At 66.4% G+C, this 22,587-nt stretch carries 19 protein-coding genes; 11 read left to right on the top strand and 8 right to left on the bottom strand.

Annotation, left to right across the window (positions count from 1 at the left end):
* Window positions 1–509 precede the first annotated feature (509 nt).
* The 3 genes from D6B98_RS02250 to D6B98_RS02240 all read right to left on the bottom strand — a co-directional run bounded on the left by D6B98_RS02250 (window position 510) and on the right by D6B98_RS02240 (window position 7,033).
* The gene (locus D6B98_RS02250; protein WP_126255313.1) at window positions 510–3,095 is read right to left on the bottom strand and encodes an EAL domain-containing protein; all 2,586 of its coding nucleotides are present in this window, start codon (window positions 3,093–3,095) and stop codon (window positions 510–512) included.
* Window positions 3,096–3,252: 157 nt separating this feature from the next.
* Window positions 3,253–4,551 (bottom strand): MFS transporter, encoded by a 1,299-nt coding sequence (locus D6B98_RS02245; RefSeq protein ID WP_126255312.1) that lies wholly within the window; start codon window positions 4,549–4,551, stop codon window positions 3,253–3,255.
* 91 nt (window positions 4,552–4,642) lie between these two features.
* Window positions 4,643–7,033 carry a bifunctional diguanylate cyclase/phosphodiesterase gene (locus D6B98_RS02240; RefSeq protein ID WP_164718332.1) on the bottom strand — a complete coding sequence of 797 codons (2,391 nt, stop codon included), beginning with the start codon at window positions 7,031–7,033 and terminating at the stop codon, window positions 4,643–4,645.
* 328 nt (window positions 7,034–7,361) lie between these two features.
* Here D6B98_RS02240 and D6B98_RS02235 point away from each other — a divergent pair, with 328 nt between their 5' ends.
* Window positions 7,362–8,528, top strand: a complete 1,167-nt coding sequence (locus D6B98_RS02235) for an ABC transporter substrate-binding protein (RefSeq protein WP_126255310.1) — start codon at window positions 7,362–7,364, stop codon at window positions 8,526–8,528.
* Between the two features lie 6 nt (window positions 8,529–8,534).
* On the opposite strand, the gene D6B98_RS02230 is transcribed toward D6B98_RS02235, so the two are convergent.
* Window positions 8,535–9,512, bottom strand: a complete 978-nt coding sequence (locus D6B98_RS02230; RefSeq protein ID WP_126255309.1) for a hydroxyacid dehydrogenase — start codon at window positions 9,510–9,512, stop codon at window positions 8,535–8,537.
* Between the two features lie 187 nt (window positions 9,513–9,699).
* On the opposite strand from D6B98_RS02230, the gene D6B98_RS02225 reads away from it, so the two are divergent.
* Window positions 9,700–11,172, top strand: a complete 1,473-nt coding sequence (locus tag D6B98_RS02225; protein WP_126255859.1) for a caspase family protein — start codon at window positions 9,700–9,702, stop codon at window positions 11,170–11,172.
* 51 nt (window positions 11,173–11,223) lie between these two features.
* Here the strand turns inward: D6B98_RS02225 and D6B98_RS02220 are convergent, their stop codons facing one another.
* The 3 genes from D6B98_RS02220 to D6B98_RS02210 all read right to left on the bottom strand — a co-directional run bounded on the left by D6B98_RS02220 (window position 11,224) and on the right by D6B98_RS02210 (window position 14,444).
* Window positions 11,224–11,595 (bottom strand): hypothetical protein, encoded by a 372-nt coding sequence (locus D6B98_RS02220; protein ID WP_126255308.1) that lies wholly within the window; start codon window positions 11,593–11,595, stop codon window positions 11,224–11,226.
* A 34-nt stretch (window positions 11,596–11,629) separates the two neighbouring features.
* Entirely contained in the window at window positions 11,630–12,916 is a 1,287-nt protein-coding gene (locus tag D6B98_RS02215) for a Spy/CpxP family protein refolding chaperone (protein ID WP_126255307.1), read from the bottom strand.
* Between the two features lie 103 nt (window positions 12,917–13,019).
* Complete coding sequence (locus D6B98_RS02210) at window positions 13,020–14,444, bottom strand: FAD-binding oxidoreductase (protein ID WP_126255306.1); 1,425 nt, start codon at window positions 14,442–14,444, stop codon at window positions 13,020–13,022.
* An 83-nt stretch (window positions 14,445–14,527) separates the two neighbouring features.
* On the opposite strand from D6B98_RS02210, the gene D6B98_RS02205 reads away from it, so the two are divergent.
* Complete coding sequence (locus D6B98_RS02205) at window positions 14,528–15,034, top strand: thioesterase family protein (RefSeq protein ID WP_126255305.1); 507 nt, start codon at window positions 14,528–14,530, stop codon at window positions 15,032–15,034.
* A 138-nt stretch (window positions 15,035–15,172) separates the two neighbouring features.
* Here D6B98_RS02205 and D6B98_RS02200 read toward each other — a convergent pair whose 3' ends face one another.
* Complete coding sequence (locus D6B98_RS02200; protein WP_036006471.1) at window positions 15,173–15,346, bottom strand: DUF1328 domain-containing protein; 174 nt, start codon at window positions 15,344–15,346, stop codon at window positions 15,173–15,175.
* Between the two features lie 235 nt (window positions 15,347–15,581).
* Between D6B98_RS02200 and D6B98_RS02195 the strand changes: the two genes are divergently transcribed.
* The 8 genes from D6B98_RS02195 (at window position 15,582) to D6B98_RS02160 (ending at window position 22,517) form a co-directional block, all read left to right on the top strand.
* Window positions 15,582–18,158 (top strand): ATP-dependent helicase, encoded by a 2,577-nt coding sequence (locus D6B98_RS02195; protein WP_126255304.1) that lies wholly within the window; start codon window positions 15,582–15,584, stop codon window positions 18,156–18,158.
* An 8-nt stretch (window positions 18,159–18,166) separates the two neighbouring features.
* Window positions 18,167–18,454: a type II toxin-antitoxin system HicB family antitoxin gene (locus D6B98_RS02190; protein WP_126255303.1), complete on the top strand. Its 288-nt coding sequence runs from the start codon at window positions 18,167–18,169 to the stop codon at window positions 18,452–18,454.
* Between the two features lie 88 nt (window positions 18,455–18,542).
* Entirely contained in the window at window positions 18,543–18,959 is a 417-nt protein-coding gene (locus D6B98_RS02185; protein ID WP_126255302.1) for a hypothetical protein, read from the top strand.
* On the top strand, window positions 18,959–19,621 hold the full coding sequence (locus tag D6B98_RS02180; protein WP_126255301.1) for an OmpA family protein: 663 nt from the start codon (window positions 18,959–18,961) through the stop codon (window positions 19,619–19,621). Before D6B98_RS02185 ends, D6B98_RS02180 begins: the two co-directional genes overlap by 1 nt.
* Window positions 19,622–19,792: 171 nt before the next feature.
* A complete protein-coding gene (locus D6B98_RS02175; protein WP_164718400.1) occupies window positions 19,793–20,311 on the top strand; it encodes an Mpo1-like protein in 519 nt (172 codons plus the stop codon).
* 28 nt (window positions 20,312–20,339) lie between these two features.
* Window positions 20,340–21,371 carry an NAD-dependent epimerase/dehydratase family protein gene (locus D6B98_RS02170; protein ID WP_126255299.1) on the top strand — a complete coding sequence of 344 codons (1,032 nt, stop codon included), beginning with the start codon at window positions 20,340–20,342 and terminating at the stop codon, window positions 21,369–21,371.
* A 27-nt stretch (window positions 21,372–21,398) separates the two neighbouring features.
* A complete protein-coding gene (locus tag D6B98_RS02165; protein ID WP_126255298.1) occupies window positions 21,399–22,025 on the top strand; it encodes a methyltransferase family protein in 627 nt (208 codons plus the stop codon).
* 282 nt (window positions 22,026–22,307) lie between these two features.
* Window positions 22,308–22,517, top strand: coding sequence for a hypothetical protein (locus D6B98_RS02160; protein WP_126255297.1), 210 nt, complete (start codon window positions 22,308–22,310; stop codon window positions 22,515–22,517).
* Window positions 22,518–22,587 lie beyond the last annotated feature (70 nt).

Here is a 22,587-nt window from a genome sequence, read left to right as displayed (position 1 = left end):
CCGTATGGCGCTTCTCGAAGGAGAAGTGCGACGTCTAAGGCGTCTTCTCGGGCCGGCTTCGTCGTTCAGCCTCCCTCGCCAACCGCTCGGCCTTCAGTCGTTCCCGATTTGCCTGGAAAGCCTCTTCCGCCTTCTCGTAATCGGTCGCCGGCTTCGCCGCGGCCTGTTTGAAGTGGCTGTTCGCCTCGTTCGCTGCACGCGATGGGGGATGCCGTTTCATCTGTCGTCCTCATGTCTCCGGCAGCTCGAAGTCCTCCGGTGTCGGGGCCTCCTGGTGCTCGCCCTTATTCCTGGATCGGCTTGCTGCGTTTGGCTAGATCAATTCGCACGCGCCACGCGGTCGATCTTATTCCCAGCCATCTCGCGGGCGCGCAGCTTCTGTCGATCCTGGGCCTTTCGTCCTGAAGCGCCATCCATGCCGGTGATGGCTCCGGCAGGTATCACTCAACCAAACCGCCGATCTGCCGATGCGTTCCTAATTGCCGAGAATATCGCGGGAAAGCAATCAATTATGCTGAGCGCCTGACCGCGCCGGCACCGGCCTGCGCGACATCGAGCCTCCCCAGCATCGACTTCGCCTGCTCGGCGCAGTGCTCGATCAGCCAGCGCTCGAAGGCGACGGGCGGAAGCGCGGGCGCGTAAAGGAAGCCTTGCACGACGTCGCAGCCGAGTTCGGCCAGCGTCTTGCGCTGGCCCTCGGTCTCGACGCCCTCGGCGACGACGGTCATGCCGAGGCCCTGGCCGACGCGCACCACGGCCGTGGCGATCGCGAGCGCGCCCGCGTCGCGCTCGATGTCGCGCATGAAGCTGCGGTCGATCTTGAGTTCGCGGATCGGCAGGTGCGCAAGGCGGCTGAGGCTGGAATATCCGGTGCCGAAATCGTCCACCGAGAGCCCGACGCCGAGCTCCCGGATCGCGTTCATCGTCTCCAGCGCTGCGACGCTGTCCTGCATGAACGCTCCCTCGGTGATCTCCAGCATCAGGGCGTCCGCCGGCAGGTCGTGGTCGGCGAGGATGTCCTTGAGCCGCGCGGCGAGCGTGACGTTGCGGAAATTGATCGGCGACAGGTTCACCGACACGCAGGGAATGTTGAGGCCGGCACGGCGCCAGCTCGCCATCTGCCGGCAGGCCTCGCGCACCGACCACAGGCCGATCTGCTCGATCAGGCCGCACTCCTCGGCGAGCGGAATGAACTTTGCCGGCGAGACGTCGCCGAGCACGGCATCGTGCCAGCGCGACAGCGCCTCGACGCCGTGGATCGCGCCGTCGCAGCTACGGATCTGCGGCTGGTAGCTAAGGCTCAGCGCGCCTTCCGCGATGGCGCGGCGGAGCGCCGCGATCAGCGCCAGGCGCTGCTCGGTGAGTCCGTTCATCTCGGCACTGAAGATGCGATAGGTCGAGCGCCCGGCCTGCTTGGCCATGTACATGGCGGCGTCGGCCTGCTGCATCAGCGTGTCGATGTCGGTGGCATGGTCGGGATAGAGGCTGATGCCGATGCTGGCCGACATCGGCATCAGCTTCGATCCGAGCCTCAAGGGGGCAGCCAGCGCCTCCGTGACGTCGGCCGCGAGGCGCGCGGCGCTCTCGGCATTGCGCTGCGGCAGCAAGATGACGAATTCGTCGCCGCCGAGCCGTCCCAGCATGTCCTCGGGGCCGATCTGCTCGTGCAGACGCTGGGCGAGCTGGACCAGGAGCTCGTCGCCGGCGGCGTGACCGAGCGTGTCGTTGACGTCCTTGAAATGATCGACATCGAGGAAGGCCAGCGCGATATGACTGCCGGTCGGGCAGGCATCGATCGCCGTGGTGATCAGGTGCCGCAACTGCGCGCGGTTCGGCAGGCCGGTGAGGATGTCGTGATAGGCGAGCCGCGCGATCTCGGCGCGGGCCTCCTTGCGTTCGATCGCGAAGGCGCCGAGATTGACGCAGGCCTCGACGATGCGCCGGTGCCAGTTGCTCGGCGCGCGGGGCTCGCGGTAATAAAAGGCGAAGGTCGCGATGACGCGGCCGTCCTTGGCCTTGACCGGGGTCGACCAGCAGGCGCGCAGGCCGATCGCGAGCGGCATCGCCTTGTAGGGCTGCCAGCGGACATCGGTCTCGAGGTCGGTCGCCAGCACCGGCTCGCCGTAGAAGGCGGCAGTGCCGCAGGAGCCGACATTCGGGCCGATCGCAATGCCGTCCAATGCGCGGGAATAGTCCTCGGGCAGGCTCGGACCTCCGAGCGGGTGGATCAGGCCGGCCGCATCGACGTGGAGCAGCGAGCAGACGACGTCGGGCGCGATCTCCTCGACGCGGCGGCAGAGCCTGTCGGCGATGTCGGTAATCGGGACCTCGTCCGCGAGCGAGGCCATGATGAGCTGCTGCAGCGAGCGCAATTGCCTGGTCTCGGTGATGTCCTCGAGCAGCGCGAAGATGTGCTTGACCCGCCCCTTGTTGTCCCGAAAGGCGTCGATCCGGGCGCAGACCCAGATCTCCTCGCCGTCCTTGTCGTAGGTGAGCACTTCGGCTTCGCCGCGGCGACCGCCGCGCATCAGACGCTTGACCAGCTTCGCGATCGCCTTGCGGTCGGTGTGGCAGCCGGCGATGAGCTCGCCTGCGCGGCGGCCCTCGGCCTCACCGCTGGTGTAGCCGAACAGCGTCGTGAAGGCCGAGTTGACGTAGACGATGTTCAGCTCGGTGTCGGCGATGATCACCGCCCGGTTGGTCTGATCGGAGACGGCGTGGAGAAGCCCGATCCTGACGCGGCGCTCGGCATCCGCGGTGATGTCGCGCGCGAACACGACGCGATGGGTCGCGCCGTCATGCGCAACGGACGAGAGCGATATGGCCGCACGGATCCGGCTGCCGTCCTGCCGTACGAGGCTGATCTCGTCGCGGAATTCCGCGGCCGGATCGGCCAGAAGGCAATTGAGGGTGAGAATTTCGGCATCGCGGCCGAGCACGTCGGCGCGCGCGAGCTTCCAGATCCGCTCCGCACTGGCGTTGAAATGCGTGATGCGGTGCGCGCCATCGACAATGACGACGCCATCGTCGGCGCGTTCCAGTGCAGCCAACAGCACGTCCGGAGTTTCGGTCGCGGGATTATCGGGGGCAGACATCGGGGACCCGGGGGCATCGGGAAGAAACGGCAATCTGCCCGAAGCTACGCTCCGATGGTGTCCAAGACGTTTTTGTAGTCCCCCTCGAATCTGCCAAGCCGCGACATGCTTAACATTGGGCAAAAGAGGCGCAGGTAATTCAGTGTGTCCCCGCAAATCACTCCGCGGTTCTGCTCTGCGGATTGTGCAGCCGGCCGGCCACCGCCCTCACCTTGCCCGGCGATGCCCGCCAGATCGCGAGCGCCGACAATCCGCTCACGATCGTCGCGATGCCGAAGGCGAGCGTGTAGTCGCCGGTGCGGTCATGGAGCAAGCCGGTCAGCCACGGTCCGGCCGCACCGCCCGCGAGCGCGGCGAGCATGATGGTGCCGAAGATGCTGCCCTGGTGCCTGCCCTGGAAAATCTCGAACACCACCGCACCCATGATCGAGGTGAGGCCGTAGCCGAGCGCGCCTTGCGCGAACACCATGAGATAGACGAGCCAGAGCGAGGGTTGATACTTCAAGCCGATCAGCGCGGCGAAGCAGATCACGAAGCCCGCGCAGCTGATTGCCCAGACCCACTCCCGTCCGATGCGGTCGGAGACATGGCCCAGCACGATCTGGCCGGGAATGCCGAGCAGGCTGACGATGCCGAGCGCCCACACCGCGACGGAAGGGCTGAAGCCGATGTCGAGCAGGAACTTGGTCTGATGCACCTGCACCGAGTACCAGATGTAGAGGCCGGAGAAATAGCCGAGCGCGATCCACCAGAAGCGCGCGGTCGCGACGGCGCGCTTCAGCGTCCAGTCGGTATTGACCCAGACCGGATCGACGATGTTGGAGACCGGTTGGGCACCGCCCGCAGCCGGGGCGGCATCGCCGTCCGGTTCGAGGCCGATGTCCTGCGGGCGCTTGTGCAGCAGCAGGTTCACCGGCGCCAGCACGATCAGGACGAGCAGGCCCATCGCGGTGCAGGCGGTGCGCCAGCCGGTCGCTTCGATCATGTGCTGCACCCATGGCAGCAGCGTCACCGAGCCGATGCCGACGCCGGCGAAAGCGATGCCGATGGCGAAGCCGCGCTTGCGGATGAACCAGTTCGGCAGGAACAGCGACTGGCCGGAATAGCCGAGACACACCGAGCCGGCACCGACCATGACGCCGATGGTGACATAGAGATGCCAGGGCGCGCTGGTGAGCGGCGCAAGCAGCAAGCCGCCGCCCATCAGCACCACCCCGAGCTCCATCACCGCGCGCGGGCCGGCACGGTCCATCAGGCGGCCGATCAACGGGCTGACCACGCCTGACACCACAAAGCCGAACGAGAACGCGCCGGCGGTCACGCCACGCTCCCAGCCGAACTCGGAGATGATCGGCGGAAAGAACAGCGAAAAGGCGGTACGCGCGTTGACGCCGATGGCCATGGTGACGAAGGTCACGGCGACCACGACCCAGCCGTAGAAGAACGGAAGCCGCATGATGTGCTTGTTTCATCCCTGGACGATCCTTCCGACCATCCGGGGATGTCTGGGTCAAGCGCTTTTCGTGCATGCCCGTCGAGCCGCGCGCTCAGGCGGCGTCGCGCCGTGACCGTTTGACGGGGGCGTCGAACAGAATCCGCTCGATCGGGTGCGGGCGGCCGAACAGATAGCCTTGGGCGAAATTGACGCCGAGCGCCTTCAGCCGCTCGTACTCCTCGCGGGTCTCGACACCTTCGGCCGTCACCGACATGTCGAGCCCGCGCGCCAGCGTCACGATCGCGGAGATGATGGCGGAGTTGCGCGGCTGGTGCGTGAGATTGCGGATGAACGACTTGTCGATCTTGATCTTGTCGAACGGGAACGCGGTCAGATAGCTGAGCGAGGAATAGCCGGTGCCGAAATCGTCGAGCGCGAGCTCGATGCCGAGATGCTTGAGCCGCTCCATGAAAGCGTGGTTCTCGCTGCCGCGCTCCAGCAGGACGGATTCGGTGATCTCGATCTCGAGCCGGTGGGGCGGCAGGCCGGAATCCGCGAGCGCCGCGCCGATCATCTCGAACAGCTCGGCTTCCTTGAACTGGATCGGCGACAGGTTGACGGCGACCGCGAGATCGGAGGGCCAGCCGGCCGCATCGGCGCAGGCGCGCCGCAGCACGAATTCGCCGAGCGGCACGATCAGCCCGGTCTCCTCCGCAAGCAGGATGAACTGGTCCGGCGGGATCAGGCCGCGCGTCGGATGCCGCCAGCGCACCAACGCCTCGAAGCCGCGCCGCGCCCCGCTGAGGGCGTCGACGAACGGCTGGTAGTGCACCTCCAGCTGGCACTGCGCGATGGCATCGCGCAGATCCCCCTCCAGCGTGTTGCGGGCCTCCAGTTCGGCCGACATCGCCTCGTCGTAGATGGTGAAGCAGTTGCGGCCCGCCGATTTCGAGCGATAGAGCGCAAGGTCCGCCTTCTTCAGCAATTGCTCCTGATCGCTGCCGTGATCCGGCGCGATGGCGATGCCGATGCTGGTGCCGATCTCGACGCGGTGGCCGGGCAGGAGGAACGGTTCGGTCAACAGCTTGGCGATCCGCGCCGCCAACTCGGTCGAGCAGGCGCGCTGATCCGCGCCGGCTTCCTGGATGACGGCGAACTCGTCGCCGCCGAGCCGCGCCAGCACGTCGGTGGCGCGCACCGCGGATTTCAGCCGCTGTGCCACCTGGCGCAGCAGCGCATCGCCGGCCCCGTGGCCGAGGGAATCGTTGACGTTCTTGAAGCGGTCGAGGTCGAGCATCAGGATCGAGAACGGCAGCCCCCGCACGCCCAGCTGGTTGTTCATCTCGTCGAGCCGGCTGAGGAAGAAGGCGCGGTTCGGCAGTCCGGTCAGGACGTCGGTTTGGGCGAGCTCGAGCACCCGCCGGTTGGCCAGTGACAGCCGCCGCGAATTGCGGCTCGCCAGCATGAGATAGGTCGACAGCGACAGCGTGAGCAGCATGCCGACGATCAGCACCGTGCCGGCGCGATCGTAAGTCGACTCCAGCGGACCGCCGGCGGTGGGAACGGCCCGCACCTGCCAATCGGTATCGCCGATCTTGAGGCTGCCCGACCAGTGCAGCGCCCGGGCGACGTCCCGCATCGACTGCGGCGCCCTGGCCGCCGACGAATAGTCCGGCAGCATCTGCTCCAGGCTGACGATCTGCCCCGTGAAGGGCGGATAGACGTTGATGCTGACCGCGGGGCTTGCTCCGGTGGTGACGCGAATGACTTGAATCAGCAGCGGCAGGTCGAAGATTCCGATCACGAAGCCGGCGAGATTGCGACGCCGGTCCGCGACCGTCTCGCGCGATGTCCCCTTGGCGTAGACGGGAACGGCAACGAGGACGTCGGGCAGCCGGCCTCCCTCCCTCGGTTCAAACAGGCGCGTGCGGATGGCTGCGACGTTGTCGTGGTCGCGCGCGCGTTCCAGAACCGCGCGGCGCTCCGGAACGGTGGCGTAGTCCATGCCGTAGACCGACGAGGTCTTGGGCTGGGTCGAATAGAACACCGGAAAATATTCATCGCTCTGCGGCGCCGTCGCAAAGCTCTCGCCCTGAAGCGACTTGATGCGATAGCCGGAGACGCCGTCCGTGCTCGCCGCGGCCTCGTAGTCGGAGCGCTCCTTGCGGCTGACGCGCGGCAGCCAGGCAACGCGCAGCATGCCGGGATGGCGTTCGAACAGGCGGGTACTGAAGGTCTCGAACTCGCTGCGGGTGACTTCGTCGTTGGTCGATTCGAACAGCGTGCGCAGCGCGAGGAGCCTCGATATGTATTCGCCCATGCCGTTCTGCATGACGATGGCTTCAGTCTCGGCCGCGTTCTCGAACTCGATCCTGTTGACGCGATCTTCCCACCGCGCCACGGCGGCCGCGCCCACGACCGAGAACAGAAGACCGACGCCGACCGCGACGAGCGCGGGGCGATACAGCCCGAGCAGCGGCGCGGCGCGCCACCATCCGGTCATACGCCTCCGATCCTGATCGTGCTGATCGCGATCGCCCATCTCTAAAGCCGCCGTCCCCTGGCCCGCAACAAACCGAACCTCTGGTTGAGGCATCGGCTCGGCTATCGGAACAAGACCGCGGTTAAGAACTGGACAATTTCGGAACCGGATCGTTCCGCAGTGCACGGATTAGTTAATGAAGTGCGCGAACGATCCGGCATAGTGGAAACAAGTTGCCGATTTTGCCCGGAGTACTACGGATCGTCGATACAGTGCCGCTTAGCGAGCTATTCAGGCTCGCAGGGATATGTTGCGGGAGGTTTCCCAACTATCCGGCAAGACCTTTCCGATGTATCGATTTCGATCGACGAGATCCGTCATCCTGACCTGCGTGCTCCTGGCGGCGACCGCGCTCGCGGCCGGGGCCGAGGAGGCCGGCGTCAGCGAGGATGCGATCCTGTTCGGCCAGGCCGCCGCGCTGGAAGGTCCCTCCTCCGCGCTCGGACAGCGCATGCGGCAAGGCATCGTCGCAGCATTTACCGAGATCAACGCCAGGGGCGGCGTGCATGGCCGCAAGCTCCAGCTCATCAGCCGCGACGACGGCTACGATCCCGATCGTTCGGCGGCCCAGACGCTGCAGCTGATCGAGGACGACAAGGTGTTTGCGCTGATCGGCGCGGTGGGCACGCCGACCGCGATGGCGACCATTCCGATCACCAGCGCCAGGAACGTTCCCTTCATCGGCCCGTTCAGCGGTGCCGAATTCCTGCGCGACCTCGAGCTCACGAACGTCGTCAACATCCGCGCGAGCTACAGTGCGGAGGCCGAAGCGTGGATCAAGCACCTCACCGAGGATCGCCACTTCACCCGCATCGGCATTTTCTACCAGGACGATTCCTTCGGCCGCGACGGTCTGAGGGGTGTGAAACGCGCGCTCGCCAGGCGAGGCCTCGAGCTCGCCGCCGAAGGCACCTTCGAGCGCAACACCCGCGCGGTCAAGGCCGCCTGGCGAACGATCAAGCGGGCCGAACCCGAGGCCATCGTGATGGTCGGGACCTATGGTCCCTGCGCGGAGTTCATCAAGCTCGCGCATCGCAGCGGCTTCTATCCGACCTTCGTCAACATCTCCTTCGTCGGCGCCGTCGCACTCGCCAGCGAGCTCGGCCCGGAGGGCGAAGGCGTCATCGTCTCGCAGGTCGTGCCGTTTCCATGGGACCGCTCGCTCAAGCTCGTCGCCGACTATCAGGCGGCGCAGAGGGCGGTCGATCCGACGCAGACACCGGACTTCGTATCGCTGGAAGGCTACCTCTCCGGCCGCCTTGCGGCCGCAGCGCTGGAAAAGGCCGGACCGGAACCGACCCGCGCAAGCCTGCTGCGCGCCATCAACGATGTCGGCCGCTTCGACATCAGCGGCAGCACCGTCAACGTCGGCATCCGCATGATCGAGGCGCCGCCGAAAGTGTTCCTGACGGTGATCCAGAAGGACGGAACGTTCAAGCCGGTGGACCGGCTGTAGGGCCCTTCATGGCCGCCGCGTCCAGCGCTCGGCGTTGACTGCGCCCGGCGGGACCTCGCCCTTCACGATCGCTTCGACCTGCCGCACGGTTTCCAGCGACTGATATTCGATCGCCTGCGGCGTCAGCCCGCCGACATGCGGGGTGGCGATCACGTTCGGCAGCCCGGCCAGCTCGGGTGTCGGCATCTGGTCCGGCGCGCGGCCGACATCGATCGCCGCACCGGCGATGCGGTTCTCACGCAATGCGCGCGCCAGCGCCGGTTCGTCGACGAGATTGCCGCGCGAGAGATTGATGAAGACGGCATGCCTCTGCATGCGTGCCAGCGCCGCCTCGCCGATCAGATTCTCGGTCTGCTCGTTGGCGATCGCAAGGCAGACGACATAGTCCGACGCCGCGAGCAGCTCGTCGAGGCCGACCTGCCGGATCGCGGCATCGCTGACATCGGCGAAGGGATCGGAGACCAGCACCTCCATGCGCAGCACCTTTGCGATCCCGGCGAGATAGCGCCCGATGCTGCCATAACCGATGATGCCGATCGTGCTGCCGGCGAGCTGGCGGCCCATCCGCGCCTCCGGCTCGCGGCCGGCCTGGTAGTCCGCCGTCGTCCGCGACACGCCGCGGGAGAGATCGACCATGAAGCCGAGGGCAAGCTCGGCGACGGCCTGCACGAAGCCGGGACCGGCGCGGGTGACGAGCACGCCGGCCTTCGAGGCCGCTTCCACATTGACGTTGCGGATATCGACGGCGCAGCGGACGAAGGCGCGCAGACGCGGCAGCTCGGCGAAGATTTCGCCGCGGCCTTCGGTCATGCGATCGGCGACGATGATGTCGGCGTCTTTCGCCGCACGCATGAGGCCGGCGGCGTCAAGGGGTTCGTCGCTCTCGTGCAGGATGACCTCGGCGGCCGCCCGCAGGCCGTTCAAGCTGCGGTCGCCGTAATAGTTGCGCCGCATCTGCGGCGTGTGAGCGAGCAGAACCTTCACGACTGGGACTCCTTCAGCAACCGATGCCCCGCGGCAGCGCCGTCGAAACCTGGCACAACGCCAGCTGCGGCAGGCATGCTGTCACAATTTGCCGCAGCGCGCAGCGTGATCCAGCGCACAGACTGACACATGGCGGCCCCCTAGAAAAAGTGACATCATCGCGCGTATTGCCGTTGGAGGTGACATGATGCGCCGTCCAGTCTTTTCAAATCTCATAGTTGCATCCGGTTTTCTCGCCCTCGCCCAGTTGATGACGCCGACGGACGCCGCGGCCGAAGCGCGGCTTGCGCTGGTGATCGGCCAGTCCGCCTATCGCACCGTGCCCGAGCTGCCCAACGCCGCCAACGACGCCAAGGGCATGACGGAGCTGCTCGGCAATGCCGGCTTCACCGTCACCACGGCGGCCAATCTGGCGCAGAACGAGATGCGCGCGGCGATCTCGGATTTCGCCGGCAAGGTCGGCGCCAGCGGCGCCGACACCGTCGCGCTAGTATTTTATGCCGGCCACGGTCTGCAAATCGACGGCGAGAACTATCTCGTTCCGGTCGACCTCGATCCCAAGCGCGAGGCCGACATTCCGCTCCAGGGCGTGCGGCTCAACGACCTGCTCAACACGCTCGGCGCGCTGCCGACGCGCGCGCGCATCTTCATGCTCGATGCCTGCCGCAATAATCCGTTCCCGGCACTGAGCGGCGCCGGCCACGGCCTTGCGATCGTCGACACCAAGGCCGGCGCGCCCGGCTCCTTCATCTCCTATTCGACCTCGCCCGGCGCCGAAGCCGAGGACGGCAACGGCATCGACAGCCCCTACACCACGGCCGCGCTGACCATCGCCAAGCAGCCCAACCTGCCGATCGAGGAAGTGTTCAAGCGCATCCGCGTCGCCGTCGCGCAATCGACGGACGGACGGCAGATCCCGTGGGAAAGCTCCTCGCTGACCACCGACTTCAGGTTCTTCGGCGAGAGCAGCGGCAGCACGCCCGCTGTTCCCGGCGCATCCGCAATGGCGCTCGCCAGCGGCACGCGCAGCGTCGAGGACTGGCGTAAGACCTTGCAGGGCAAGCCGGCCATGGCCGCCTATGAGCTCGTGATCACTGAGGACACCGTGGAGGCGTATCAGGCCTATATCGAGCTGTACGCACAGGACACCCGCACGCCGCGCCTGCGCACGGTGCTGGAACGGCGCCGCCAGATGCTGGCCTGGGAGCGCGCCACCGCGATCAACACCCGCGCCTCGTTCGAGGCCTATCTCGCCAACTGGGACAACAGCGACCTCGCCGCGACCGCGCGCCGGCTGCTGCTGCGCGTGCAGAACCGCAATTATGGCGTGCCTGTCGCCGCCGCGGCGACCCCGGTCGCGGTCGCGATGGCTCCGACCTGTCCGTGCTCGACCCCGACGGCACCGGCGACGCCGGCCAATCCGAGCGTCGCGCCCGTGATCAAGAAGCGCGTCGACGACACGCCGCCAAAGCGCAAGGTTGTCGAGACGCCGCCGAAGCGCCGGCCTCCGCCTGAGGAAGTGGTCTACGAGCGCGCCCCGCCCCCCGGCCCACCGCCCGCTGCCATCATGCAGGGCGTCGGCATCGGGATCGGCATCGGCATGGGAATGGGCAGCCGCGGCGGCGGCGACCATTATCGCGGCGACTACCGCAGGTACTGAGACGATCCCGGCATGGACGTCGCACCGGCTCGCGCCTCGCGCGAGCCGGTTCTATTGTGCCAGCGCCGGATAATCGCGCTGGACGGCCTCGCGGACCCAGCCGGCCTGAATCGCGCGAAACAGGATCTGCGCGGTCTTGGCGTCGTCGGCCTTCATGCAGAGGTCGACGATGCGGCGGACCGCATCGTCGCGCATCAGATCGTCTGCGATCTTCATCGCAATTTCCATCGCGACGCGGGCGGCACGTTCGTAGCGCTCACGCTCGCGCTCGGCAGTCCGTGCGGAGCCGCCGACGGCTTCCGCGCCCGCTCTCGCGGTCTCGCAGATGTGACGAATGCGCTCCGCCGCCTCGATATCGCCGATCGGCCCCTGGATCGGCTCATCCCAGATGTCGGCCGACTGCCGCCTTGCGAACCACTTCATTGCCCCACCATTGGTCTTCGTAGGCTTGCGCCGTTCAGGACGTGCGGCGCGGCCCGATCGCCTCGAACTGCGCCTTCTGCTCGTCGTTGAGCGTGGCGTAGAAATCATCGAGCGCCGCGCGCACCGACTTGATCCCGACCAGCATCGCATCGAGCCGCTTGCGGATCGTGACCATGCGGGCCGGCGGTGTCATCACCTCATTGGGCTCGCAGGCCGCCTTGAGCGATGCGCTGACCTTGGCGCTGGTATCCTGCAGCACCTGGAGCGCCGCGCGCTGGGTGTCGCTGGGGCGAAGTCTTTCCTCGATCGTGGCGCCGGGCCAATCGAATGCGGCGGGCACACTGCAGGTCTGCACCGACGATCCGCCCGCATTGTTCGCACGACGCTGATCCTCGGCCAGCGCATTGAAGCGCGCCTTCTGTTCGTCGTTGAGCGAACCATAGAACTGGTCGAGCGCGGGCTGGACCAGATCGACCGCCTTCTGCATCGCCTCGATGCGCTGCTGCATCGCCGCGAGCCGGCCGGGGGCCGTGGCCGCGGCCTGCGTCGGGCAGGATGTGCGGATCAGCGCTGCCGCGTCGACGGAGGCGTTGCCGAGCGCATCGAGAGCGGCGCCCTGCGCATCGGTCGGCTGCACCGCGGATGCAATCTGATTGATCGGCAGCCCGGCGATGGCACGGCGGTCACTGCCGCAGAGCTGATCGAGCGGCGCGCTGCGGGCCCGCCGTCGTCCCTGCGGCTGCTGCGGCAGATAGGCCGATAGGCGATCATAGCCGTAGGGGCCGAATATTCCGGCATAGATGTCCGGATAGCCGTAACCCCAGAAGCCGAGCCCGTCGCCCCAGATCGTGTAGTCGTAGAGGTCATTATAGGCGAACGGCCAGAACAACGGCCCGACCCAGCCATAGCCGCCCCCCGGATGTTGCCACCAGCCGCTGCTTGCGCCGCTCCAGCCGGCCAATGCGGCCGCCGCGGCGAGCTGCGCACGCGCCGCCGGATTGCTGATCAGCCGGCCATTGCGGAATACGCCGGCGTTCAGAGCGTTGCGGAACTGCGCCGGCCGGATCGCGGCATTGCGGATCTGACCGAAATTGGGGCCGCCGCGTCGGGCACCGCTGGTAAACCGCACGCCACGATGATGGCCGCCGCCATGCGCGTGACCGTGGCCACGGAAATGGCCGCCGCCGTGATGGCCGCCACCGTGATGGCCGCCGCCGTGCCCGCCTCCATGGCCCCCGCCATGTCCGCCCTTCGCCAGCGCCGCGCCCGCCAGCATGCAGGCAAGTGCCATCGCGGCAATTCCAACGACCGGTCGCACCATCGCACCCTCCCGCGCAAAGCCCTACCATCCAGGCATCGGAAATTGGCGGGAATTGGAACCAGCAGGATTGCCGAAAGTTCCCGGTCCCCGGACCGGGCCCGCGCTACGCCTCCGGCACGATCTTGCCGGGGTTGAAGATGTTGAGCGGATCGAGCGCCTTCTTCAGCGCCCGCATCGCATCGAGCGCCTCGGGGCCGAGCTCGGCCTTGAGATATTTCTGCTTGCCCTGGCCGATGCCGTGCTCGCCGGTGCAGGTGCCGTCCATCGCCTGCGCGCGCTCGACCAGGCGATGCATGAATTCTTCGCCGCGCGCCATCTCGTCCGCGTCGTTGACGTCGCACACCAGCGAGCAATGGAAATTGCCGTCGCCGACATGGCCGACGATCGGCGACAGCAGGTTGAGCCGCTTGAGATCTTCCTCAGTTTCGCTGACGCAATCGGCAAGCCGCGAGATCGGCACGCAGACGTCGGTGGCGACCACGCCGATGCTGTCGCCGGGCCGCAGCGCCTTCACGGACCAATAGGCATCGTGCCGCGCCTGCCACAGCTTGGTGCGATCCTCGGGCTTGGTGGTCCAGGAGAAATCGCCGCCGCCGCAATCCCGGGCGATCTCGCCGAACGCCTTGGACTGCTCGGCAACCTCGATCTCGCTGCCGTGGAATTCCATCAGCAGCAGCGGCGTCTCCGGCAGCGTCAGCTTGGAATAGGCGTTGCAGGCCTGCACCTGCGCGGCGTTGAGCAGCTCGATGCGCGCCACGGGAATGCCGGTCTGGATCGCCAGAATGACGGCCTGACAGGCCCCGTGCACAGTCTCGAACGACACCGCGCCCGCCGCGATCGTCTCGGGGATGCCGCGCAGGCGGATGGTCAATTCCGAGATGATGCCGAGCGTGCCTTCGGCGCCGACGAACAGATGCGTCAGGTCGTAGCCCGCGGACGATTTCTTGGCGCGCGTGCCCGTGGTGATGATCTCGCCGTCGCCGCGCACCACCTTCAGCGCCAGCACGCTGTCGCGCATGGTGCCGTAGCGCACCGCGTTGGTGCCGGAGGCGCGGGTCGAGGCCATGCCGCCGAGCGATGCATCGGCACCCGGATCGATCGGGAAGAACAGGCCCTGGTCGCGCAGATGCTCGTTCAGCGCCTTGCGGGTCACGCCGGGCTGGATCACGCAGTCGAGGTCCTCGGCATGCACCGCGAGCACCTTGTTCATGTCGCGCAAATCGATCGAGATACCGCCGGCGGGCGCGTTGACCTGGCCCTCGAGCGAGGTGCCGGTGCCGAAGGCAATGACGGGGACACGGTTCTTGGCGCAGATCCGCACCACGTCCTGGATGTCGGCGGTCTCCTGCGCCATCACCACGCCGTCAGGCGGCTGGTTGGGAAGCCAGGTGGTGGTATGGCCGTGCTGCTCGCGCACGGCCTGCGAGGTGATGAGGCGGTTGCCGAAGCGTGCGGCGAGCTGCTCCAGCGCGCTCGCGAGGGCTTTCGGCTCCGGCCGCGGCGGATTATTGGTGATGGTCGTACCCACGGAATTCCTCCCGACAGAAGAACCGTGGCAAAGGACATAAAACCGGTCAAGTCAAGCGACCGGACGCATAGCTGGAAGGAAACATGCCGGAGACTGCCGCCCCGACGCCCAAAGCCGAGCCGTTCCGCGCCTCGATCATGCAGATCGAGCCGCAATGGATCGACTATAACGGCCATCTCAACATGGCCTATTACAACGTGATGTTCGACCGCGCGATCGACCAGCTCTGGAGCGAGCTCGGGATCGGGCCGACCTACATGAAGGAGCGAGGCGGCTCGACCTTCACGGCCGAATGCCATGTGCGATATTTGCGCGAGATCCACCTCGGCGATCCCGTGCAGATCTTCGTCTGGCTGCTGGGGGCGGACGACAAGCGGCTGCACACGTTCGAGGAGATGCGGCACGCGAGCGAAGGCTGGCTGTCGGCCACGTCCGAGAACATGTCGCTGCACATGGACATGAATGCGCGGCGCGTCGCGCCGTTTCCGCCCGATATAAGCGAGCGCATCGCTGCGGTCACCAAGGCCCACAGCGCGGTGCCGCGGCCCGAGGGCATCGGCCGCAACGTGGCGATGCCCGCGAAGCGGTAGTGTCAAAGCGCTGCCGCAGCGTTATGGCCGCGGTCTGAGCGCGCGCCTCGTCCTTCGAGACTGCTGCCGCACGTTCTGCCCTCATCCTGAGGGCCCGCCGAAGGCGGGCGTCTCGAAGGATGCGCCGCGGGGAAAGCGCTATATCCTGTTGCGGCCGCGGGCCAGGCCGACGACGGCCGAGACCAGGAACAGAACGACCGCGATGAAGAAGATGATCTTGGCGATCTCGATCGAAGCGCCGGCGACGCCGCCGAAGCCCAGGATGCCGGCGATCAGTGCGATAACCAGAAACGTCACAACCCAGCCTAGCATGGTCAAACCCTCGTCTTGATGTTGTCTGCGTCCGGCGCGGCTCGCCGCACCACCTGCCCAGACAATCTCAAGGCGGGAACGATGGTTCCGACCCCGGCAGGGAGGAAATTCGCAACGCGCGCGGGAACAAATTGGCCCGCCACGCACGTGGAAAACCTCTTTTCGGCGCCCCATATAGGCACCATCCCTGTTAGAAGGCTCCCTTCCGCCACCCCGCGGTGCCATCGTGGGGCCAATGATTCGCATGACCGAGCCGAGCAAGATCACCAGCGTACCCGATCACCAGCCCGCAGCCGGCGGCATCGCCGCGCGTGCGCGCGCCTCGGTGGGCCCGAAATATCTGTCCGGGCTCAATCCGGAGCAGCGCGAGGCTGTGGAGACGCTGGACGGCCCGGTCCTGGTGCTGGCCGGCGCCGGCACCGGCAAGACCCGCGTGCTGACGACGCGCATCGCCCATATCCTGAGCCAGGGCCGCGCCCGTCCCGCCGAGATCCTGTCGGTGACCTTCACCAACAAGGCCGCGCGCGAGATGAAGCACCGGCTCGGCCAGATGCTCGGCCACGCCGTCGAGGGCATGCCGTGGCTCGGCACCTTCCACTCCATCGGCGGGCGCATCCTGCGTTTCCATGCCGAGCTGGCGCAGCTCAAGTCGAACTTCACCGTGCTCGACGTGGACGACCAGGTCCGGCTGCTGAAGCAACTGCTCCAAGCCGAGAACATCGACGACAAGCGCTGGCCGGCGCGCATGCTCGCCGGACTGATCGACGGCTGGAAGAACCGCGGGCTGATGCCCTCGCAGGTGCCCTCGGGCGAAGCCGCCACGTTCGCCAACGGCAAGGGCGGCAAGCTCTATGCGAGCTACCAGGAGCGGCTGAAGATTCTGAACGCGGCCGATTTCGGCGACCTCCTGCTGGAGAACATCCGCATCTTCCGCGAGCACCCGGATATCCTCCGGCAGTACCAGCAGCGCTTCAAGTACATCCTGGTCGACGAGTACCAGGACACCAACGTCGCGCAATATCTGTGGCTGCGGCTGCTGTCGCAGGCGCCGGCAAAGCCCGCCCCCACTGTCATTCCGGGGCGGCTCGAAGAGCCGACCCCGGAATCTGGAAATGAGTCCTCAGCTCGAGATTCCGGGTCTGCGCCTGCGGCGCATCCCGGAATGACGGCATCTGCGGCAGGCGCCACCAAGAACATCTGCTGCGTCGGCGACGACGACCAGTCGATCTATGGCTGGCGCGGCGCCGAGGTCGACAACATCCTGCGCTTCGACCACGATTTCCCCGGCGCCAAGGTCATTCGCCTGGAGCGCAATTATCGCTCGACCGGCCACATCCTCGCCGCCGCCTCGCATCTGATCGCGCACAACGAAGGCCGGCTCGGCAAGACGCTGCGCACCGAGGACCAGGACGGCGAGAAGGTCACGGTCACGGGCTCGTGGGATTCCGAGGAGGAAGCGCGCGGCATCGGCGAGGAGATCGAGCAGCTGCAGCGCCGCGGCGAGAAGCTCAACGAGATTGCGATCCTGGTGCGCGCCTCCTACCAGATGCGCGAGTTCGAAGACCGCTTCGTCACGCTCGGCCTGCCCTACCGCGTCATCGGCGGCCCACGCTTCTACGAGCGCGCGGAAATCCGCGATGCGCTGGCCTATTTGCGCGTCATCAACTCGCCGGCCGACGACCTCGCCTTCGAGCGTATCGTCAACGTGCCCAAGCGGGGCCTCGGCGATGCCACGGTGCAGATGTTGCACGACCACGCCCGCAAGCGTCGCATTCCCCTGTTCGAAGCGGCCCGCGCCGTGGTCGAGACCGACGAGCTGAAGCCGAAGGCACGCGGCTCGCTTCGCGACGTCGTCGCCCAGTTCGACCGCTGGCGCGCCCAGCGCGAGGTCACCGCACACACCGATCTCGCCCAGATCGTGCTCGACGAGAGCGGCTATACCGAGATGTGGCAGAAGGACCGTTCGGCGGACGCCGCGGGCCGGCTGGAGAACCTGAAAGAGCTGGTGCGCTCGATGGAGGAGTTCGAGAACCTGCAAGGGTTCCTCGAACACATCTCGCTGGTGATGGATCGCGAGGGCGGCGCCGAGGAGGATGCGGTGTCGCTGATGACGCTGCATTCGGCCAAAGGGCTCGAGTTCGACAATGTGTTCCTGCCCGGCTGGGAGGAAGGCCTGTTTCCGAGCCAGCGCACGCTAGACGAACAGGGCCGCGCCGGGCTGGAAGAAGAGCGCCGGCTCGGCCATGTCGGCCTGACCCGCGCCCGCCGCCGCGCCATGATCTATTTCGCCACCAACCGGCGCATCCACGGCACCTGGTCGACCACGATCCCCTCGCGCTTCCTCGACGAATTGCCGGCGGCCAATGTCGAGATCACGGAGTCGAAGGGCGGCTCGGCCTGGGGCGGCACCGGCGGCTACGGCGCCTCGCGCTTCGACGACATGGAGGCGTTCGGCTCCAGCTACACCACCCCGGGCTGGCAGCGCGCCCAGGCCAACCGCAACCGCGGCGGTGGCCGCTCTGGCGGCGGTTACGGTGGCTTCGAGGACGAGACCGCGACGTTCTCATCTTCCTCATCGGCCGGCCCCGATTTCGGCAGCTTCTCCTCGCGCCGTCGTGGTCCCCTGACGATCGAGGGTGAGCTGGTCGCCAAATCGACCGGCACCACCTCCGAATTCTCGCTGTCCGACCGCGTCTTCCACCAGAAGTTCGGCTACGGCCGCGTCACCAAGATCGACGGCAACAAACTCACCATCGCCTTCGACAAGGCCGGCGAGAAGAAGGTCGTGGACAGTTTCGTGCAGCGGGCGTGAGGCCCGACTTGGCTCAGTACGTTGCCATCATCGAGGATACCGATCCGGACGAAGCCGTGGGCCTGTGGTTTCCGGACCTCCCCGGCTGCTTTTCGGGAGGTGACGATATCGAAGAGGCCCTGGAGAATGCGCCCGAGGCCCTCGCGCTCTACGCTCAGGACCTCGCCGCGGACGGCCGCCAGCTTCCCCCGCCGCGGACATTGGACGAGCTCAAGGCAGACGCCGATGTGGCCGGCGACCTCAGAAACCACACGGTGGCCCTGATCGAATGGCCGCCCCTCGACGCCGCCGAGTGAGGATTGTTCGCCGCACTCGCCAGGCCTTCGACGGTTCTGTCCCGAACAGGTCTTGACCATCGCGAACTTCCCCGTATCAGATAAAGCCATGGTCCGGGGCTCCATCACACTGATCTTGCTGGCATTGGGGATGCCGTCGCTCAGCGCGGCGGAGACCATGAGCTTTGGCGATTCGATCGGAAAGCTGGCGGCGAGCTGCGGTGCGGAAATCGTCGCCAATTGCCGTGGCGTCAATCCGGATTCGAACCGGCTGAAGGAGTGCCTGTCGCGCAACCGCGACGTGCTGTCGCCGCAATGCGCGAGTGACTATCTCGGCGTGTTCGACGCCATCCAGAAGCGCGTCGCCGCGCGCGTCACGGTGGCGAATGCCTGCCAGCGCGAGATCGTCAAGGTCTGCGGCGGCTCGACCAAGGAGACCAGCAAGTCGGTCCCCTGCCTGGTCTCGACCCCCAAGGGCATCAGCAACAACTGCCTGAAAGCCGTCGACGACGCGGGGTACCGCTGATGCGGGCGCGCAGGCTCTTCATTGCCGGAACGATTGTTGCGCTGGGGCTCACTTCGCTCGCGGGCAGTGCCGGCGCGCAAACGGCAGCGCCGACCCGCGACGACATCGTCGGCAAGCTGAACCATTTCGAAGAAGCCGCCGAGGTCGATCTGCCCGCGCTGAAGCAGCAGGTGATGGAGCGCGCCAAGACCAGGATCAAGAACGATCCGGGACCTGTGAACCGGCCGCTGATCGCGCCTGACCTCGCCAAGCTGCCGGCCTTCAATGCGCAGATCCAGTTCGATGCCGACACGCCGATCATCCAGCCGGCCTCCTACCAGACCGTCGGCCGGATCGCCGATGCGCTGGTTCATGCCTCGCTGCTGCCCTACACGTTCCTGATCGTCGGCCACGTCGAATCCAATTCGAAGACGCGCGAGGCCAATGCGATCCTGAGCCAGCGCCGCGCCGACGCGATCCGCGACGTGCTGGTGAACACGTTCAAGATCTCGACCAAGCGGCTGCATCCGATCGGCCTCGGCGAGGAGCAGTTGCTCGACCGGGCCAGGCCGACGTCGGCCGTCAACGGCCAGTTGCAGATCCTGACCTATGCCAAGCTGCCGGAGGAGCCGCGTCCGGCGGCGCCGGCGCCTGCGGCGAAAAAGCCCGCCAAGAAGCGCTGAGCGGAGACCGCTTCGCGCGTTCCGGAACCTTTTGAAATCCCGATCGTTTTGGTGCCTGTCCAGTACGCACCAATACGGCTTTGCGCGACAAGAGTGCCGGTTTGTGCACCGCCCGGTCCAGTGCTATAGCGACTGTTCGCCCTTCCCGATCCCGTGCTGCATGAGACCAAAATGGGTGGCTTTTTTCAGCGCCAACTTGCCGTTTACGTCGAGTACCATCGCGATCCCCGGAACACGGCGATGCATGTGGTCGGTATTCTCCTGTTGTTCACCGGCGCGGTGCTGCCGCTGACGCTGGTCAGGCTTCCGCTGTTCGGTTTCGATGTCAGCCTGGCGGTGATCCTGGCCTTGCCGGTTCTGATCTATTGGCTGCTGCTCGATGTGGCGCTCGGGATCGGCATTCTGGCGGTCTCCATCGTGCTGTTTTCGGTTGCGACGAGCATTGCGGCGCAGGTCAGCACCGCGACGATGTGGGCGATCTTCGCCGCGCTGGTGGTGCTCGGCCTCGCCGCGCAGACCATCGGCCACAAGGTTTTTGAGGGCCGCGAAGCCTCGCTGTTCACTTTTCCTTCGCATCTTTTGCTTGGACCGATGTTCGTGATGGCAAAATTGTTCATTGCATTGGGCTTCCGTCGCGACCTTGCCGCGATTCTGGCGCCTCTTCCGACCAATTCCCTTTCAACCCGATAGCTCTAGAAGCGAAACAGCAACCTTCTGCATGGCTCTCGTCCTGGTTACCGGTGGCAGTGGCTTCATCGGACATCATCTCGTCGAAGCGCTCCGCGCCCGTGGGCAGCGGGTGCGTGTTCTCGACGTCCGTGCGCCGGCCGCGGCGAACCCCGACGTCGAACACGTCCACGGCTCGGTGCTGGACGGCGCCGCAGTCGATGCTGCGCTCGCCGGGGTCGATCAGATCTATCACCTCGCCGGCCTGCCCGGCATGTGGGTCGCCAACAAGCAGGACTTTCACGAGGTCAATTGCCGCGGCACCGAGATCGTGCTTGCGGCCGCAATGAAGCGCGGTGTGTCGCGCTTCCTGCACTGCTCGACCGAATCGATCCTGTTCCCCTATTCCGACCTCAAAGGCGTTCCCGCCGAAGAGGCGCTGCAGCCGGCCGATGCGATGCCCGGCGCCTATACGCGCTCGAAGTCGCTCGCCGAGCATTGCGTCGCGAAGGCTGCGGCCAGCGGCTTTCCGCTCGTGATCGGCACGCCGACCATGCCGATCGGCGCCGCCGACCACAATCTGACGCCGCCGACCGCGATGCTCTGGTACTTCCTCCAGAAGAAGGTGCAGCCGCATCTCAACTTCCTGGTCAACCTGGTCGACGTCCGCGACGTCGCCATGGGCCTGGTGCTGACCATGGAACGCGGCCGCCACGGCCAGCGCTACATTCTCGGCGGCGACTGCGTTCCGCTCGGCAACATCCTGCGGATGATGTCGGCGATGAGCGGCCGCCGGCAGTACCCGGTGGTGGTGCCCGGCAAGCTTGCCGAGCTCTCCGGCATCGTGCTCGAATATCTGGCCGACAACTTCACGCGCAGGCCGCCCAACGGCACCGCCGAGGGCGTGCGCATCGCGCTCGCCGCGAGCGATCTTTCAATCGGCAAGGCGCGCACCGAGCTCGGCTATTCGCCGCGTCCGATCGAGCCGGTGCTGCGCGAAACCATCACCCACCTGCTCGCCCGCAACGGCCAGCAGCCCACCGGCGCCATCGAGCATCGCGCGCTGTCCTCGCGCGCGGGCTGAAGCCGCCGCCCAACGCAAAGAACCTTCATGTCCTTCGATTTCAGCAAGCTTCTCTCTGTCGCCTGGGGTGGCTGGACCACGACCTGGCCGACGCAACTGCTCGCCCTGATCTGGCTGGCCTGGCTGGCCAGCTGGATCGGCGCCTCGTTCTGGCAGGGTCGCACGCAGAAGCAGGTCATGACGCTGGAATCCGGCCGCTATCGCATCCCGATCCTGGTCGGCGGCATCCTGTTCACGCCGTGGACCGCGGAAGTGCTGAACGAGAAGCCGCTCTGGGTATTCAGCAACACCGCTGTCTACATCACGGCGCTGATCGTGCTTGCCGGCATCTCCTTCACCTGGTGGGGACGGCTGCATCTCGGAAAGTTCTGGTCCAACACCATCACCCACAAGGAAGACCACCGCGTCGTCGACACCGGCCCGTACGGCATCGTGCGCCATCCGATCTACACCGGGCTGATCGCCGGCATGCTGGCCACCGGCATCGCGGTCGGCACCGTGACCGCGATCCTCGGCGCGATCCTGATCTCGCTCGGCATGTGGCAGAAGGGCCGGATGGAAGAGGTGTTCCTCTCCAAGGAGCTCGGCGAGGACGCCTACGGCGCCTATTGCCGCCGGGTGCCGATGATCATCCCCTTCCTCTCGCCGCGGTAAGCGGGCCCTCGCCCAACCAGCAGCGCTGCTACTAGCTCCGTCATCCTGAGGTGCGAGGTTTGCGATGCGTATGCATCGCGAGCCGAGCCTCGAAGGATGCACGGCCGAGATGTAGCCGGGCCGTCCGTCCTTCGAGGCTCCCCATGTGGCGCGTTGCGCCCCATGGCTCGCACCTCAGGATGACGGGATAAATGGGCGCGCTTGGAACATTGCGCCAAGGAACCGCCCCTCCCCCCGCCCGTTAGCCCCTCGACACCTGCAATATTTGCAGAGCATCGAGCCATGTCGGATGCCTACGATTATTTTCGCGAGCACGCGATCGCCGCCCTGCGCAAGGCGCGGGCGCTGCCGCCTGGGCGGACGAAGCAGAAGCAGCGCACGGTCGCGCGGGTCTATCATCTGCTGTCCAGGGAGGCAGCGCTGGCGCCGAACATCCATCACCTCGACGATTTTCGCACGGCACGGCAGCTCGAGCGGCAGATCGGCCGTTGATCTCCGGGCACCACCCGTCGGCGCTCGTCCCATGCAAATTCGATCGGCTGCCATTCCGCGGGAATAGGCC

It is taken from the genome of Bradyrhizobium sp. LVM 105 (assembly GCF_003957705.1).
Lineage (GTDB): Bacteria > Pseudomonadota > Alphaproteobacteria > Rhizobiales > Xanthobacteraceae > Bradyrhizobium > Bradyrhizobium frederickii.
The sequence above is the reverse complement of the archived record's forward strand: the minus strand, read 5'-3'. Positions and strand labels throughout refer to the sequence as shown.

Excerpts from the sequence above, each read along its gene's own strand:
- D6B98_RS02250 (WP_126255313.1), bottom strand. The coding sequence starts at position 3,095 with ATGTCTGCCCCCGATAATCCCGCGACCGAAACTCCGGACGTGCTGTTG.
- D6B98_RS02245 (WP_126255312.1), bottom strand. The coding sequence starts at position 4,551 with ATGCGGCTTCCGTTCTTCTACGGCTGGGTCGTGGTCGCCGTGACCTTC.
- D6B98_RS02240 (WP_164718332.1), bottom strand. The coding sequence starts at position 7,033 with ATGACCGGATGGTGGCGCGCCGCGCCGCTGCTCGGGCTGTATCGCCCC.
- D6B98_RS02235 (WP_126255310.1), top strand. The coding sequence starts at position 7,362 with ATGTATCGATTTCGATCGACGAGATCCGTCATCCTGACCTGCGTGCTC.
- D6B98_RS02225 (WP_126255859.1), top strand. The coding sequence starts at position 9,700 with ATGCGCCGTCCAGTCTTTTCAAATCTCATAGTTGCATCCGGTTTTCTC.
- D6B98_RS02220 (WP_126255308.1), bottom strand. The coding sequence starts at position 11,595 with ATGAAGTGGTTCGCAAGGCGGCAGTCGGCCGACATCTGGGATGAGCCG.
- D6B98_RS02215 (WP_126255307.1), bottom strand. The coding sequence starts at position 12,916 with ATGGTGCGACCGGTCGTTGGAATTGCCGCGATGGCACTTGCCTGCATG.
- D6B98_RS02205 (WP_126255305.1), top strand. The coding sequence starts at position 14,528 with ATGCCGGAGACTGCCGCCCCGACGCCCAAAGCCGAGCCGTTCCGCGCC.
- D6B98_RS02200 (WP_036006471.1), bottom strand. The coding sequence starts at position 15,346 with ATGCTAGGCTGGGTTGTGACGTTTCTGGTTATCGCACTGATCGCCGGC.
- D6B98_RS02195 (WP_126255304.1), top strand. The coding sequence starts at position 15,582 with ATGATTCGCATGACCGAGCCGAGCAAGATCACCAGCGTACCCGATCAC.
- D6B98_RS02185 (WP_126255302.1), top strand. The coding sequence starts at position 18,543 with ATGGTCCGGGGCTCCATCACACTGATCTTGCTGGCATTGGGGATGCCG.
- D6B98_RS02180 (WP_126255301.1), top strand. The coding sequence starts at position 18,959 with ATGCGGGCGCGCAGGCTCTTCATTGCCGGAACGATTGTTGCGCTGGGG.
- D6B98_RS02175 (WP_164718400.1), top strand. The coding sequence starts at position 19,793 with ATGGGTGGCTTTTTTCAGCGCCAACTTGCCGTTTACGTCGAGTACCAT.
- D6B98_RS02170 (WP_126255299.1), top strand. The coding sequence starts at position 20,340 with ATGGCTCTCGTCCTGGTTACCGGTGGCAGTGGCTTCATCGGACATCAT.
- D6B98_RS02165 (WP_126255298.1), top strand. The coding sequence starts at position 21,399 with ATGTCCTTCGATTTCAGCAAGCTTCTCTCTGTCGCCTGGGGTGGCTGG.
- D6B98_RS02160 (WP_126255297.1), top strand. The coding sequence starts at position 22,308 with ATGTCGGATGCCTACGATTATTTTCGCGAGCACGCGATCGCCGCCCTG.